General features: G+C 70.1%; 12 protein-coding genes. 11 read left to right on the top strand and 1 reads right to left on the bottom strand.

Going from position 1 to position 16,231, the window contains the following annotated elements; translation table 11 throughout:
- The 7 genes from NS3_RS15235 to mtnC all read left to right on the top strand — a co-directional run bounded on the left by NS3_RS15235 (window position 1) and on the right by mtnC (window position 6,912).
- Window positions 1–783, top strand: coding sequence for an alpha/beta hydrolase (locus NS3_RS15235; RefSeq protein WP_067860344.1), 783 nt, complete (start codon window positions 1–3; stop codon window positions 781–783).
- Window positions 784–1,080: an MGMT family protein gene (locus NS3_RS15230; RefSeq protein WP_067860107.1), complete on the top strand. Its 297-nt coding sequence runs from the start codon at window positions 784–786 to the stop codon at window positions 1,078–1,080.
- A 40-nt stretch (window positions 1,081–1,120) separates the two neighbouring features.
- Window positions 1,121–1,855, top strand: a complete 735-nt coding sequence (locus tag NS3_RS15225) for a VOC family protein (protein WP_067860105.1) — start codon at window positions 1,121–1,123, stop codon at window positions 1,853–1,855.
- Window positions 1,856–1,952: 97 nt separating this feature from the next.
- Window positions 1,953–3,701 (top strand): NTP transferase domain-containing protein, encoded by a 1,749-nt coding sequence (locus NS3_RS15220; RefSeq protein ID WP_067860102.1) that lies wholly within the window; start codon window positions 1,953–1,955, stop codon window positions 3,699–3,701.
- Between the two features lie 175 nt (window positions 3,702–3,876).
- Window positions 3,877–5,607, top strand: coding sequence for an S-methyl-5-thioribose-1-phosphate isomerase (gene mtnA, locus NS3_RS15215; protein WP_084495571.1), 1,731 nt, complete (start codon window positions 3,877–3,879; stop codon window positions 5,605–5,607).
- Between the two features lie 40 nt (window positions 5,608–5,647).
- Window positions 5,648–6,223: a 1,2-dihydroxy-3-keto-5-methylthiopentene dioxygenase gene (locus tag NS3_RS15210; RefSeq protein WP_067860100.1), complete on the top strand. Its 576-nt coding sequence runs from the start codon at window positions 5,648–5,650 to the stop codon at window positions 6,221–6,223.
- Complete coding sequence (gene mtnC / locus NS3_RS15205; RefSeq protein WP_245649633.1) at window positions 6,220–6,912, top strand: acireductone synthase; 693 nt, start codon at window positions 6,220–6,222, stop codon at window positions 6,910–6,912. Before NS3_RS15210 ends, mtnC begins: the two co-directional genes overlap by 4 nt.
- 18 nt (window positions 6,913–6,930) lie before the next feature.
- On the opposite strand, the gene NS3_RS15200 is transcribed toward mtnC, so the two are convergent.
- A complete protein-coding gene (locus tag NS3_RS15200) occupies window positions 6,931–7,869 on the bottom strand; it encodes a hypothetical protein (RefSeq protein ID WP_067860098.1) in 939 nt (312 codons plus the stop codon).
- A 1,314-nt stretch (window positions 7,870–9,183) separates the two neighbouring features.
- On the opposite strand from NS3_RS15200, the gene NS3_RS15195 reads away from it, so the two are divergent.
- From NS3_RS15195 to narI, 4 genes are read left to right on the top strand one after another with little or no spacing between them, the layout of a single operon-like run.
- Window positions 9,184–12,936: a nitrate reductase subunit alpha gene (locus tag NS3_RS15195; RefSeq protein WP_067860097.1), complete on the top strand. Its 3,753-nt coding sequence runs from the start codon at window positions 9,184–9,186 to the stop codon at window positions 12,934–12,936.
- Window positions 12,937–12,946: 10 nt separating this feature from the next.
- On the top strand, window positions 12,947–14,770 hold the full coding sequence (narH, locus tag NS3_RS15190) for a nitrate reductase subunit beta (RefSeq protein WP_245649643.1): 1,824 nt from the start codon (window positions 12,947–12,949) through the stop codon (window positions 14,768–14,770).
- On the top strand, window positions 14,767–15,447 hold the full coding sequence (gene narJ, locus NS3_RS15185; RefSeq protein WP_067860093.1) for a nitrate reductase molybdenum cofactor assembly chaperone: 681 nt from the start codon (window positions 14,767–14,769) through the stop codon (window positions 15,445–15,447). Before narH ends, narJ begins: the two co-directional genes overlap by 4 nt.
- Window positions 15,444–16,202: a respiratory nitrate reductase subunit gamma gene (gene narI / locus NS3_RS15180; protein WP_067860091.1), complete on the top strand. Its 759-nt coding sequence runs from the start codon at window positions 15,444–15,446 to the stop codon at window positions 16,200–16,202. Before narJ ends, narI begins: the two co-directional genes overlap by 4 nt.
- The last annotated feature ends 29 nt before the right edge of the window (window positions 16,203–16,231 follow it).

Raw genomic sequence — 16,231 nt, 5'->3', positions numbered from 1 at the left:
ATGGTCCGGGTGTCGACCATTCATCTACACCGCTTCGGTCCCGCGGACGCGCCGGTGGTGCTGGCCCTGCACGGGCTGACCGGACACGGCGCACGCTGGGCGTCGCTGGCTCGCGAACTGCCCGAGGTCCGGATCCTCGCCCCGGATCTGCGCGGCCACGGCCGGTCCACGAACCTGCCGCCCTGGGATTTCGACACCGTGGTGGCCGACCTGGCCGAGCTGGTGCGCACCGAGACCGCCGGCCCGGTCGTGGTGACCGGGCATTCCTTCGGCGGCGCGACCGCCGTGCACCTGGCCGCCCGGCATCCGGAACTGGTCCGTGCCCTGGTGCTGCTCGACCCGGCGATCGCGATCGATCCGACGACGCTGGCCGACGTCGCCCAGCGCACCCTCGATCACCCCGACTACGCCGATCGCGAGGAGGCCCGCGGCGACAAGCTCGCCAGCGCCTGGCACGACGTGCCCGCCGATCTGCTCGAGATCGAATTGGACGAGCACCTGGTTCCGGGGCCGGACGGACGGGTCGGCTGGCGGCTGAGCCTGCCCGCCGTCACCTCCTACTGGGGACAGCTGGCCCGCCCGTTCGTGCTGCCGCCTGCGGGGCTGCCGACCGTGCTGGTGCAGGCGATGCTCGTGCAGCCGCCGTTCGTCACCCCGGCCTTCCGCGCGGCGCTGACCGAGCACCTGGGTTCCGCTCTGACGATCCACGAGTTCGACTGCGATCACATGGTGCCGCTGGCCCGGGCCACCGAGACGGCGGAGCTGATCCGCGGGGTGCTCTGAATGGCCACCTCCGAGGCGCAGATCGAACACGTCCGCGCACTGATCGCGGGCATCCCGCCGGGACGCGTCGTCACCTACGGCGACCTCGCCGCCGCGGCCGGGCTGTCGACGCCGCGGACGGTCGGCTGGATCATGCGCACCGACTCCGCCGATTTGCCGTGGCACCGGGTGGTCGGCGCGGGCGGCAGGCTCGCCACCGGGAAACCCGAGCGGCAGGCGCGGCTGCTGGCCGAGGAGGGTGTGCCGGTGCGCGACGGTCGCGTCGACCTGGCCGCCACACGGTTCCCGCTTTCCTGAACTCGGCGTCCGGACAGCGCGCGCGGGCTACCGTGGGTCCATGTCCACCCACCTGGCGTGTGTCGTCTTCGACGCGGATCAGCCGCGCGGGCTGGCCGGATTCTGGGCCGAATTGCTCGGCTGGACAGTGCTGTTGGACACCGCCGAGCGCGTGGATGTGGCCGCCTCGGACGCGGCGGGCTGCGAGGTCGGGCTGAGTTTCCGGCCCGCCGGCGCGGCGAAGGCCGGAAAGAACCGGCTGCACCTCGATGTGTGCAGCCGTACCGCGCGTCATCAACGCGAGCAGGTGGAGCGTGCGCTGGCCCTCGGTGCGCGCCGCATCGATCTGGGGCAGGGCGCGGTGCCGTGGACGGTGCTGGCGGATCCGGAGGGCAATGAGTTCTGCGTGCTCGAACCTCGCGAACAGTACGCGGGTACGGGCGCGCTGGCGGCGATCGTCGTCGATGCCGTCGACCCCCCTCGACTGTCGGAATTCTGGTCTCGCGCCGTCGGATGGCCGGTGGCGCATCGCGACCCGGCCCTGGTGGGGCTGCGCTCGGCGACCGACCTCGGTTCCTGGCTGGAGTTCGTGCGCAGCGACGACGCGAGCGGCCGGCGCGGCAGGCTGCACCTCGATCTGGAGGTGTGGTCAGGCTGTGCCGAGGAACTCACCCGGCTGCGCTCGGCGGGCGCGACTCCGGTCGATGGCGCAGATCCCGCGGCGGTCGTGCTCGCCGACCCGGAGGCCAACGAATTCCGCGTGCTGCGACCGGCCGCCGACCACCTCGGCGCCTGACCGGGCGTCTTTCCACCGCATCGGCCACTAGCATTTGGTCCATGCCGACCTTCGCGATGCCGTTTCCTGCGTTCGAGCACGCGCGGGGGCTCGGCCGATGACCACCGCCGATGCCATCGTGCTGGCGGGTGGTCGTGCGAGCCGGATGGGCGGTGTCGACAAGCCCGGCTTGGTGATCGGCGGGCGCTCGATGCTCGATGCCGCGCTCGCGGCTGTCGCGGACTGCGCCAGGACGGTGGTGGTCGGCCCGCCTCGGCCGAATCTGGCGGCCGACATCCGGCAGGTCCGGGAAACGCCCGCGGGCACCGGGCCGGTAGCCGCCATCGACGCCGGGCTGGGTGAGCTGGGCGAGTCCGGCGCGGCGCTGGTGGCCGTGCTCGCGGCGGACATGCCGTTCCTCACCGCCGAGGCGGTCGACGAATTGCGCGGACGCGCTGTCGCATCCGATGTGGACGCGGTGTTCGCCGCCGATGCCGACGGGCGGCCGCAGTATCTGGTGGGAGTGTGGCGGCGAAGCGCCTTGCGGGCGGCGCTCGACGGTCTGGATTCGGTGGTCAACCAGCCGATGAAGGCGATCGTCCCGGCGCGGACCGAGATCGTCGAGCTGTCCGGGGCCGCGTCGGCAGGCATCGCCGACTGCGATACCGACGACCAGATCCGCCGGGCCAGGGCACTCGCGGGCGAGCCCCTGCACCTGGCCCATGCCCGCGACGCGCTGCGCGCCGACCTCACCCCGCTGCCGATCCACACCGCCGACCTGCGGACCGTCCGAGGTGCGGCGCTGGCCGCGCCGCTCACGGCGGCCGAGGCGCTGCCGCGGTTCGACGTCTCGGCCATGGACGGCTACGCGGTGAGCGGTGACGGACCGTGGCGGTTGCGCCGCGACATCGGTTTCGCGGGCGGGCAGCGTCCGGAGGGACTGCTGCCCGGCGAGGCCGTGCGCATCGCCACCGGCGCGCATGTGCCCGACGGCGCCACTCTGGTGCTGCGCGACGAGTTCGCCGACATCTCCACCGATCGCGTCCTGCACCGCCTGCCCGACAGCCCGGTGCGCGAGGACATCCGCCGCCGCGGCGAGGACCGGCACGCGGGCGATCCGGTCGCCCCGCAGGGCGCCCCGGTCACCGCCGCCCTGATCTCCGCCGCCGCCAGCGTCGAAGTGACCGCCGCGCCGGTGCGCGGACCCGTGCGCGCCCGCGTGGTGATGACCGGCGACGAGATCCGCAGCGACGGCCCCCTGCGCGCGGGCCAGACCCGCGACTCCATCGGCCCGATCCTGCCCGACCTGCTCGGCTGGTGCGGTGTGGTCACCGCCGACCGGGTGCACCTGCGCGACACCCCGAACGGTTTCGACGAGGTGCTCGCCGCCGCGACCGATTGCGATCTCCTGGTCGTCGTCGGAGCGACCGGCGGCGGGGCGGCCGACCAATTGCGCGCCGCGCTCGGCAGAGCCTCGGCCACCGTCGTGGTCCCGCGCCTGCGACTGCGCCCGGGCGGTTCCACAATCGTCGCCGAACTTCCCTGTCGGACAACAGTTCTCGGACTCCCCGGCAATCCGTTCGCGGCCGTGGCCACCGCACTGGCGTTGACTCCCGCCATCGTCGATGGCCGCACAGGCGCGAACCCGGCACGCCCGTCGCGTGCTCCGCTGCGCAATGCGGCGGCGATCACCGCACCGGTGCCGCGCATCGTCCCCGCCCGCCGCGACGACGAAGGCGGCTTGATCGGCGACCACTCTGTCCGCACCGCCCACCTCGGCGGGCTGATCGACCGTGACGTACTGGTCGTCGTGCCCGCCGACGCTCGCGACGGCGATCTCGTCGAGTTCATCCCGTTGCGCTGGTAGGCGCTCTCCGGGGGCATTCCCCGGCCTGCTCCGTTCGCCCTCGGTGAGCGCTTCGACCGGTCCACGTCTCGCGCTGTCCCGACCAAGGATCACCCTGAGTCCGAGTGTGGCGCGACGGGAGCGAGCCGATATCGTTTCCGGCGCCGGATTCTCTCTCGACGAAGGACGCCTCGCGATGAACGACAGTTCCCTGATCTGGGACGACGGTGCCTTGGTCACCATCGACCAGCGTGGACTGCCGCACGAGGTGCGCCGGATGCGACTGGGCACGGTCGAGCAGATCATCGACGCCATCGCGACTCTCGCGATCCGCGGCGCGCCCGCCATCGGCATCGCGGGCGCGTTCGGCGTCGTCATCGCGACCGCCGCGCACACCCGTGACGGTGTGGTGGATGTCGAGGCGGTGCACGCCGAGGCCGACCGGATCGTGGCCACCCGCCCCACCGCCGTGAACCTGGCGTGGGCGGTCGCGCGGGTGCGCCCCCGGATCGCCGGCGGCGCCGAGGCGGTACTCGCCGAGACCCTCGACATGCTCGCCGAGGACGGCCGGGTCAACCGGGCGGCCGCCACCCACGCCGCCGACCTCGTGCAGCGGCTGTGCGGAGGGCGCAAGCTACGGATGCTCACACACTGCAACACCGGCAGACTCGCGACCAGCGCGTTCGGCACCGCCATCGGTGCGCTGCGGGTGCTGGCCGAGCGCGACGCCATCGAGGACGTGATCGTCGACGAGACCCGCCCACTGCTGCAGGGCGCCCGGCTGACCGCCTGGGAACTGGCCGAAGCCGGTATCCCGCACCGGCTCACCATCGACTCCGCGGCCGCCTGGGCGATGGCCACCGGCCAGGTCGACTGCGTGCTCGTCGGCGCCGACCGGGTGACCGCCGCGGGCGATGTCGCCAACAAGATCGGCACCTACGCCGTCGCGCTGGCCGCGCACCGGCACGGCCTGCCGTTCATCGTGGTCGCCCCCGAATCCACCCGCGATCCGGCGACCGCGACCTGGCGCGAGATCGTGGTGGAGGAACGCGGCGCGACCGAGGTCACCGCCTTCGCGGGCACGCCGACCGCGCCCGCGGGCACCGCCGTGTTCAACCCGGCCTTCGACGTCACGCCTGCCGATCTGATCACCGCCGTGGTCACGGAGAACGGCATCGTGCACGGGACCGTCCTCGAGACCGCCCCGGCGCCGGGCGCGCTCATCGCCGCCACTGCACGCGAGCTCCATGCGCGCGGCTGGATGCCGGGCACCGCGGGCAACCTCTCGGTGCGCACCGGCGACACCGCCGTGGTCACCGCGAGCGGCCTGGCCAAGGGCGAGCTGACCGCGCAGGACATGGTCACCGTGCGGATCGCCGACTCGGTCCCGCTCCCCGGCCGGACCAGGACACCCTCGGCGGAGACCACGATTCACACCGCCGTCTACCGCGCCACCGACGCCGCCGCCGTGGTGCACGTGCACTCACCCTTCGCCACGGCCCTGGCCACCCGCGCCGGGGCCACCGATACGCCCGGCACCGTCAGGATCACCGGCCTCGAATTGATCAAAGGCCTCGGCGGCACCGATCCGGAGGCCGTGGACCTGCCGGTGTTCCCGAACTGGCGCACCGTCCCGCGGATCGGCGAGGACATCGAACGCTGGCTCACCGAGCACCCCGGCGCGCCGCCGGTGCTGTGTATCTCCGGGCACGGGATCACCACCTGGGGGCAGACTCTCGCGCAAGCGCGCGACCGCGCCGAGTGCCTGGAAGCCCTGTGCGAACTGGTGCTCCGCACCGGCGGCGACACCGTGCTCCGCACCGACAGCGACACCGTGCTCCGCACCGGGCCCCGATCCGCACCGCAGCGCACGGAACCCGGCTCGCCGCCGCGCACGCGGGACCAGTCGCTGCCCGCGAGCCGATAGCGCGCACCACGCACACCGTTCTCCAGATGGGACCTCTCTCATGACCCTGCTCCAGGTGATGGCCGCCGACGACGCCGACCGGGTGCGGCTGCGCACCGCCGACGAGGCCGTGATCTCCGCCGAATTGGCCGCTCACGGCATCGCTTTCGACCGCTGGCCCGCGCACGACGACGCCGCGACCCTGTCGTCGGACGACCTGCTCGCCCGCTACGCCGATCACGTCGCCGAGCTCAACGCCGACGGTCGCTACCGCCACATCGACATCGCCCGCATCCACCCGGATGATTCCGATCCGTCCTGGCCCGAGACAGCCGAGGGCGCGCGCGCCAAGTTCCTCGACGAGCACCGCCACGCCGAGGACGAGGTGCGCTACTTCGCCTCCGGGCGCGGCTGCTTCTACCTGCACCTGGGCGAGGAAGTGCTGGCCGTGGTCTGCGAGGCAGGCGACCTGCTGTCGGTGCCCGCGGGCACCCTGCACTGGTTCGACATGGGCGAGCGTCCCGACTTCATCGCCGTGCGGTTCTTCGAGGAGGCCGACGGCTGGATCGGTGATTTCACCGGTGACCGGATCAGCTCCGGCTTCCCCACCCTCGACGAACTGCTGGCCGCGTCGTGACCGGTGTGTCGGTGGTCGTCCTCGACATCGAGGGCACCACGAGCCCGACCAGCTCGGTCCGCGAGGATCTCTACGGCTACACCCGCAAGCGGCTGCCCGGCTGGCTGGCCGAACACGCCGACACCACGGCCGCCGGGATTCTGGCCGAGACCAGGGAACTGGCCGGGCGGCCCGAGGCGAGCACCGACGAGGTCGCCGAGATCCTGCGGGACTGGCTGGGCAACGACGTCAAGGCCGCGCCGTTGAAGTCGGCCCAGGGGCTGATCTGCCACGAAGGCTTCGTCACCGGCGCGCTGCACGGCGAGTTCTTTCCCGACGTGCCCGCGGTCCTGCGGTCCTGGCACGCGGCCGGCCTGCGGCTGGCGGTGTATTCCTCGGGGTCGGAGCGCAACCAGCGGGACTGGTTCGCCCACGCGCGCGGCGGCGAACTCGGATCGCTGATCGGCGAGCATTTCGACCTGTCGAGCGCCGGACCCAAACGGGATGCTGCCTCGTATCGGCGCATCGCGGAGGTTCTCGGCGTCGCGGCGGAACAGATCCTGTTCCTGTCCGATCACCCCGACGAGCTGGACGCGGCGGTGGCGGCCGGCTGGTCGGCGATCGGGGTCCATCGTGCGGGTGAGCCCCATCGGCCGCGCCCCCCGCATCGATGGATCGCCTCGTTCACCGAGCTGGACGAACTCGCCTGACCCGAGGCGCGTGAACGGCTAGGCGCCGAAGACGTGGGCGGGTTGCGGCGGGACCGCACCGAGGCGGCCCTGCGGCACCGCCGAGAATATGCGCCTGGCCTGCACCGCCGCCGGGTTGGTCGACCACGGCGCCAGGGCGGTGGTGAACATCAGTTCGCACCAGGACAGCGCGGGCACCTCGCCGGCGGCCAGGGTGGCGATGAGCGACATCTCGGTGTCGTGTCCTGCCCAGGCCGCGATCAGCCACGCGGCGTCGAGGCGGCCGAGGAATTCCTCGGCGTCGTCCGGACGGCCGTGCGGGGTGTCCACGGCCAGATGCACGGTGGCCGAGATGGCATGCCGCATCGTGGCGTCGATGCCCGCGGCGTCGTGCAGCAGCAGCGCTTCGAGGGCCGAGCGCAGCTCCATGCCCGCGTCCTCGACCGGTCCGGCATCCTCACCTGGGTTGCGGATCATGGGAAACGCCTCCTTCGGTTCATCGTTCACATACGGGAAGGTGTGCACCGCCCGCAGGTGCCTGCCCAATCGGCCCTCCGGTTCGTCCTGGTCGACCAGACTGACCAGGGCGCCGGGGTTCCAGTCGAGGCTGCCGAAGACCTGGCACCAGTCGAGCGCCGGGTTGTCCTCGGAGATCACCAGGTCCAGAATCAAGCCCGACATGGACGCCGCGCAGGCCAGCGTCACGGTGTCCACATCGCTGTCGCTGAGCACGAGGTGCAGCGTCGCCTCGGTGTGGCCCGCGTCGGAGCGTGCCCGCCCGGCCAGCCAGATCGCGCGCGCGGCGGCGGCCATGGTGCCCGCGAAGCTGTCCCCGTGCGGGTTGTCGGCGTCACTGTCCAGGAAGGGGCCGTACCAGAGCGCACGGCCCTCGTCGCCGCAGACCGCGAACGTGCCGTTGGAGCAGTTCGCCGCCGCCGCGAGCGAAATGTGGGGTACCAATCCGATGTCGTCGACCATGTAGCACTCACTCCCCGCAATGTTCGCGCAATTGTTGTCCCCGGCACCCGGCCACCCCGTGTCCATCCTCCGCAGCCACCCGATTCCCGGTCCGGTGATTAACGCATCGAATACGTATGTTCGACCGATGTCCAGTTGATCCAGTCGTTCTCGCGCATACCGGGGAAGACCCACACCGGCCGGTGCACCCACCGCCGGAGCGGGGTGCGTATCCGGCTCCGCATTTCTCCGGCAACGCATTTCGCCACCATATCCGCCACGCCTGCGCCACATCGTGACATTCGCGCGATCCACACCCTGTTTCCCGTGACTTCGACCAAAAACGGCCTCTGTGCTGCGGGATTGCCGAGTAACGAATAGGTCTCGGAATGGTCGCGTATCGACTTCACCGCACCGAACCGAACGAATGCGCCTCGCGAACGCGACACGCACCGATGTGCGGCGCACCCGGCGCCCGGCCGCAGGTTTACCGCCCGCTACCCATTCCCACCGGAACTACCGTCGCCTGCCACCCCTTTCGAGCTCGCGGACATCTCTCGAAGCACCCCCGCGACGACAGTTGCCCGACCGGCCGGCGCGACCGGGCGAGCACACCGGCGGCACACCCCGATCGAACATCCGATCGATTCGACCGCTCCGGACACAACAGCGATATTCCGACCGCGACCCACGTCTCCACCCGAAAACGAGCCCCACACCCGGTATCGAAGTTTTTACTCGTGTCGATTTCTGAATTATTCCAATCGAATTCGGCGAGCACCGCAAATATCCGGCGACTGTACATGTCGACCCGAAGAGCGGTCGGCAGCTACCGAAGAATAAATACCGCACGGTCTGCGCGAGCCGGCGCCTCGACGCCGACGACCACGCCACGATCGACGCCCCCCGCGCGCCGTCGCCATACCGCGAAGGCCGCGAGACCGATATCCGACCCGCCGGTCTGATGCCAGAGTTCATGACGTAGACCACATTCGCGCTGCACAACGCACTGCCGCATTGTGTTAACGATTGTAAAGCGCCCGAGAAGTCCGCGTTTCCAAAGCTTCACCACCTCACCCGCGAGAGCCCGCCGAGACCGGGCCGCCGAGCACCGTTCGCAGGTCGCGGCCACCCCGGCGGCCGGAACGCGCACCTGCCCGGTGACCGGGACATTGCGGCGATCTCACACCTCACCGAAAGCGGTCGAGCGATGTGAGAGAACCGTTTGGTGGCGCCTGTCCGGCTCCTTACAGTCGGTGCAACAGCCCGATTTCACAGCTCGAAGGGGGCGTCGTGGTTCTTTCGCGCACTTCAGATTCGGCTTCCGCCAACCCGGTGGGACCGCGATCCGCGGACGCCGGAGACGCCCTGCTCGCGCTGGGCAAGTACTTCCAGCGCGGCGAGATCTCCGCCGATCAGCGATCGCTGCACAAGGTCGGCGGCCGCAACGCCGACGAGTTCTATCGCGACCGCTGGGCGCACGACAAGGTGGTGCGCTCGACCCACGGCGTGAACTGCACCGGCTCGTGCTCCTGGAAGATCTACGTCAAGGACGGCGTGATCACCTGGGAATCCCAGCAGACCGACTATCCCTCGGTCGGTGCGGACAAGCCGGAGTACGAGCCCCGCGGCTGCCCCCGCGGCGCCTCGTTCTCCTGGTACACGTATTCGCCTGCCCGCGTGCGGTATCCCTATGTGCGCGGCACGTTGCTCGAGTTCTATCGCGAGGCCAAGGCGCGGCTGAAGGATCCGGTGCTGGCCTGGGCCGACGTGGTCGAGGATCCGGTGAAGTCCAAGGCGTACAAGGCCGCGCGCGGCAAGGGCGGTTTCGTGCGGGCGGAATGGTGGGAGGCCGCCGAGATCGCCGCGGCCGCGCACGTGCACACCATCAAGACCTACGGCCCGGACCGGGTGGCGGGCTTCTCCCCCATCCCGGCGATGTCGATGGTCAGTCACGCGGTGGGCGCGCGGTTCATCTCGCTGCTGGGCGGCTCGATGCTGTCGTTCTACGACTGGTACGCCGATCTTCCTGTCGCCTCGCCGCAGGTGTTCGGCGATCAGACCGACGTACCGGAATCGGCCGACTGGTTCGACGCGGGCTACCTGATCATGTGGGGCTCCAATGTCCCGGTGACCCGCACGCCCGACGCGCACTACATGACCGAGGCGCGCTACCGCGGCCAGAAGGTCGTCGTGGTCTCCCCCGACTACGCCGACAACACCAAGTTCGCCGACGAGTGGGTGCCCGCGCGCCCGGGAACCGATGCGGCGCTGGCCATGTCGATGGGCCACGTGGTGCTCAAGGAGTTCTTCGTCGAGCGGCAGACGCCGCGCTTCCTGGAGTACGTCAAGCGCTACACCGACCTACCGTACCTGGTGTGCGTGGACGACCCGAAGGGCTGGGACGCCGAGGGCATCTACCACCACGACGGCGCGACCGCGGGCAAATTCCTCACCGCCGCCGATCTGGGGCGCGGCGACGAGAACGCCGAGCACAAGCCGGTGCTGCTCGACGCCGCCGGTGATCCGGTCGTGCCCAACGGCGCGCTGGGTCATCGGTTCAACGAGTCCGACGCGGGCAAGTGGAACCTCGATCTCGAGGGCGTCGACCCGCTGCTGACCCTCTACGGGCGCGAGGACGCGGAATCGATCGCGGTGCGCCTGCCGCGCTACGACGGCGACCAGCCGGGCGTGGTGCTGCGCGGCGTCCCGACCGTCACCGTCGCGGGCAGGCGGGTGACCACGGTGTTCGACCTGCTGCTCGCCCAGTACGGCGTCGGCCGCGACGGACTGCCCGGCGAGTGGGCGAGCGGCTACGACGACGCCTCCTCCCCCTACACTCCGGCCTGGCAGGAGACCATCACCGGCGTCCCGGCCGTGCAGGCCGAGCGGATCGCGCGCGAATTCGCCGACAACGCCGAGCGTTCCGGCGGACGCTCGATGATCCTGATGGGCGCGGGCACCAACCACTGGTTCCATTCCGATCAGATCTATCGCGCCTTCTTCACCCTCACCCTGCTCACCGGCTGCCAGGGCGTGAACGGCGGCGGCTGGGCCCACTACGTCGGCCAGGAGAAATGCCGTCCGGTGACCGGGTGGGCCACGCTCGCCTTCGGCCTGGACTGGCAGCGCCCGCCGCGCCAGATGCAGGGCACGGTGTTCTGGTACCTGACCAACGACCAGTGGCGCTACGACCCGTTCACCGCCGACTCGTTCTCCTCCCCGCTGGGCAAGGGCGCGTTCGCCGGGCGCACCGCCGCCGACAATATCGCCCTGGCCAGCAGGCTCGGCTGGATGCCCAGCTACCCCACCTTCGACCGCAACCCGCTCGACCTCGCCGACGAAGCCGAGGCCGCGGGGGTGAGCGCCGCCGATCACGTGGTGTCCCAGCTGAAGTCCGAGGAACTGCGCTTCGCCTGCGAGGACCCCGACGCCCCGGAGAACTTCCCGCGCTGTCTGACGGTGTGGCGGGCCAACCTGCTCGGCTCCTCGGGCAAGGGCAACGAGTACTTCCACCGCCACCTGCTCGGCGCGGACTCCAATCTGCAGACCACCGACGACACCGGGGTGCGCCCGCAGGAACTGGTGTGGCGGGACGAGGCGCCCACCGGCAAGCTGGATCTGCTGCTGAGCCTGGACTTCCGCATGACCAGCACCACGCTGTTCTCCGACATCGTGCTGCCCGCGGCCACCTGGTACGAGAAGCACGATCTGTCCTCGACCGACATGCACCCGTTCGTGCACGCCTTCTCCCCCGCCATCTCCCCGCCGTGGGAGGCCAAGACCGACTTCGACGCCTTCCACCGCATCGCGCGCGGCTTCTCCTGGATGGCCGAGAAGCACCTGGGCGTGCGCAAGGACATCGTCGCGGTGCCGCTGCAGCACGACTCGCCCGACGCGCTGGCCCAGGCGGGCGGCCGGGTGCTGGACTGGAAAGCCGGCGAGTGCGAGCCGATTCCGGGCAAGACCATGCCGAAGCTGGTGGTCGTCGAACGCGATTATCCGAAGGTCGCCGAGAAGATGGCCGCCCTCGGTCCGCTGGTGGAGACGCTCGGTCTGACCACCAAGGGCGTCACCACGCTGCCCGACGCCGAGGTCGAATACCTGGCGGGCAAGAACGGCAAGGTGGTCTCCGGCATCGCGCAGGGCAGGTCGTCGCTGGCCAAGGACACCCATGCCGCCGAGGCGATCCTGGCGCTGTCGGGCACCACCAACGGCAGGCTCGCCGTCGAGGGTTTCCACGCGCTCGAGCGCCGCACCGGCACCGAACTGGCCGATCTCGCGCTGGAAGCCGAGGGCAAGCGGATCACCTTCGCCGACACCCAGGCCCGTCCCGTCCCGGTCATCACCTCGCCGGAATGGTCGGGCAGCGAGACCGGCGGGCGCAGGTACTCGCCGTTCACCATCAACACCGAACGGCTCAAGCCCTGGCACACCCTCACCGGCCGCCAGCACTTCTACCTCGACCACGACTGGATGATCGAGCTCGGCGAACAGCTGCCGATCTTCCGGCCGCCGCTGGACATGACCGCGCTGTTCCGCGAACCGGGCGTCGGCGATGTCACCGAGCGCGGCGTGACCGTGCGCTATCTGACCCCGCACTCCAAGTGGTCCATCCACTCCGCCTACCAGGACAACCTGCACATGCTGACGCTCTCGCGCGGCGGTCAGTCGATCTGGATGTCGGACAAGGACGCCGCCAAGATCGGGGTCGCCGACAACGACTGGATCGAGGCGGTCAACCGCAACGGCGTCGTGGTGGCCCGCGCCATCGTCTCGCACCGCATGCCCGAGGGCACCGTGTTCATGTACCACGCCCAGGACCGCGCGGTGGATGTCCCGCGCATCGAAGGCACCGACCCGAGCGGCTTCGACTGGCCCAAGCCGGGCCTGCAGCCCGGCGAGCAACCCGGCAAGGGCAAGCGCGGCGGCATCCACAACGCGCTGACCCGGATCATGATCAAGCCCTCCCATCTCATCGGCGGCTACGCCCAGCAGTCCTTCGCGCTGAACTACCACGGCCCCACCGGCAATCAGCGCGACGAGGTCACCACCATCCGCCGCCGGTCCCAGGAAGTGGAGTACTGACATGCGCGTCATGGCACAGATGGCGATGGTGATGAACCTCGACAAGTGCATCGGCTGCCACACCTGTTCGGTCACCTGCAAGCAGGCCTGGACCAACCGCGGCGGCACCGAGTACGTCTGGTTCAACAATGTCGAGACCAGGCCGGGTCAGGGCTATCCGCGGCAGTACCAGGATCAGGAGAAGTGGAAGGGCGGCTGGACGCTCACCAAGCGCGGCAAGCTGACCCTGAAGTCCGGCTCGCGGTTGAAGCGGCTGCTCAACATCTTCGCCAACCCGGACCTGCCCACGGTGTCGGACTACTACGACCCGTGGAGCTACGACTACGACAACCTGCTGTCCTCCCCCGCCACCGACACCACCCCGGTGGCGCGGCCCAAGTCGCTGATCACCGGCGAGGACACCAAGGTCACCTGGGGCGCGAACTGGGACGACGATCTGGGCTCGGGCCCCGAGCAGGTGGGCAAGGACCCGCTGCTGAACCGGCTGTCGGAGCAGGTGAAACTGGAGTTCGAACAGACCTTCATGTTCTACCTGCCGCGCATCTGCGAGCACTGCCTCAATCCCTCGTGCGCGGCCTCGTGCCCGTCCGGCGCGATCTACAAGCGCGCCGAGGACGGCATCGTGCTCGTCGATCAGGACAAGTGCCGCGGCTGGCGCCAGTGCATCACCGGCTGCCCGTACAAGAAGATCTACTTCAACCACAAGACGGGCAAGGCGGAGAAGTGCACTTTCTGCTACCCGCGCGTGGAGGTCGGCATCCCGACCGTGTGCTCGGAGACCTGCGTCGGACGGCTGCGCTACATCGGCGTGATGCTCTACGACGCCGACAAGGTGCTCGAAGCCGCGTCGGTGACCGACACCGCCGACCTGTACCCCTCGCAACTCGGCGTATTCCTCAACCCGCACGACCCGCGGGTGATCGCCGAGGCCGAGCGGGCGGGCATCTCGCCGGAATGGATTCAGGCCGCGCAGGATTCGCCGGTCTACAAGCTGATCGTGGATTACCAGATCGCGCTGCCGTTGCATCCGGAGTACCGCACCATGCCGATGGTCTGGTACGTGCCGCCGCTGTCCCCGGTGGTCGACGTGCTGTCGGAGACCGGGCACGACGGGGAGAGCGCCCGCAACCTGTTCGGCGCCATCGACGCGCTGCGCATTCCGGTCGAATATCTGGCCGAACTGTTCACCGCGGGCGAGATCGGCCCGGTGCGGGCCGCCCTGCAACGGCTCGCGGGAATGCGCTCGTTCATGCGCTCGGTGAACCTCGGCGAGGAGCCCGATCCGTCGATCGCGCCGTCGGTGCGGCTGGAGCCGGAGGAGATCGAGGCGCTCTACCGCCTGCTGGCGATCGCCAAGTACGAGGACCGCTACGTGATCCCGCAGGGCGCGACTTCGCAAGCCCACGAACTGGATTCGCTGGCGACCGGGTGCAGCCTGGACACCGACGGCGGACCCGGTATGACGGCCTTCGATCAGATGGTCGAGAAGTTCCACCTGACCGACACCTCGCTCTCCGACACCAACGCGGCCGCGCCGGAAGCCAAGTCGAACCGGATCAACCTGTTGAACTGGGACGGCAAGAGCACCGCGGGGCTGGTGCCGGTGGGAGCGAACAGCGACGGCGCAGCCGATACCGGGAGCTCCGGCGATGCGACAGCCGGCATCGGCGCGAACGGCACCGGCGGTAACGGGGCACCCGGAAACGGCGCGAACGGCAACGGCGCGACCGCGAAGGGCTCCGGCACCAACGGTGCGGCCGGGAACGGCAGCGGGGCGACCGGCAACGGCGCCGGCTCCGCTGCCACCCCGGATGTGACGGGAGCACCGCGATGAGCCTGCTGAAAGTGCGGCGCAGGCCCGAGCCGGTGGTGCGCATGTCCGAGCGCGACCGTCGCCTGGTGTGGCGGCTGGCGGCGCTGGTCCTGGACTACCCGGGACAGCCGCTGCTCGCCATGCTCGACGAATTGTCCGGTGCGGCCGCGGAGTTGCCCGACGAGGTGCGCCTCCCGCTCGAGCCGCTGCTCACCCACCTGCGGGTGACCCCGCCGCTGACGCTGGCAGCCGACTACGTGGCCACCTTCGATCTGCGCAAGCGGGCCAGCATGCACCTGACCTTCTACGCCTACGGCGATACCCGCAAACGCGGTATGGCGCTGCTGCGGTTCAAACACGCCTACCGGCACGCGGGCGTGGAACTCGGCGACGAGGAGCTGCCCGACCACCTGCCGGTGCTGCTGGAGTTCGCCGCCACGGTCGATCCGATCGGCGGCGAACGCCTGCTCGGCGAGCATCTGCCGGTGATCGAGTTGCTGCGGCTGTCGCTGGCCGACAACGCATCGCCTTACGCGGGCGCGCTGGCCGCCGTGGTCGCCACCCTGCCGCCGCTGACCACCGCCGATCGGCGTCGCATCGCCGAACTCGCCGCCGAGGGCCCACCGGAGGAAGAGGTCGGTCTCGACCCGTTCGCCCTGGACCCCTCGCTGTTCACCGACTCGGAAGGGCGCCGATGAACGCCAGCCTGAATCTGCCCGCCGAACTGTGGATGATCCTGCCCTACATCGCCTTCACCTCGTTCGTGCTCGGCCACATCTGGCGCTACCGCAACGACCAGTTCGGCTGGACCACCCGGTCCTCGCAGGTCTACGAGAGCCGCCTGCTGCGCCTGGGCAGCCCGCTGTTCCACTTCGGCATGCTCGGGGTGTTCGGCGGGCACGTGCTCGGCGTGCTGATCCCCGAATCGTGGACCCACGCGGTGGGCATCTCCGAGCACGCCTACCACGTGATCGCCGTCGGCGCGGGCTCGGTCGCGGGCCTCGCCGTGCTGGCCGGCGTCGCCATCCTGCTGTACCGCAGGGTCACCGTGCCTGCGGTACGCAAGGCCACCACCGGCAACGACAAGGTGATGTACACGCTGCTCGCCGCCGCGCTGGCGACCGGCCTGCTCAACACCTGGGGCAGCAATCTGCTGTGGGGCACCTACAACTACCGCGAAACCGTCTCCCCCTGGTTCCGCAGCTTGTTCACCCTCGCACCGCAGCCCGAGCTGATGGTCGGCACCCCGTGGACCTTTCAGCTGCACGGCCTCGCCGTCCTCGTTCTGGTCGCCCTGTGGCCCTACACCCGCCTGGTCCACATGTTCAGCGCCCCGCTCGGCTATCTCACCCGCCCCTACATCGTCTACCGCGCCAAAGAGACCAACGCCGCCGACACTCGCCGCTACGCGCGGGCGTGGGATTCTCCGGTGACCCCGGAACGCTGGCGCTGAGAACGTCGTTGTGCCCGCCGAGACCCGGC

The sequence above is a fragment of the Nocardia shimofusensis NBRC 100134 genome (assembly GCF_001613125.1).
Classification (GTDB): Bacteria; Actinomycetota; Actinomycetes; order Mycobacteriales; family Mycobacteriaceae; genus Nocardia; species Nocardia shimofusensis.
The sequence above is the reverse complement of the archived record's forward strand: the minus strand, read 5'-3'. Positions and strand labels throughout refer to the sequence as shown.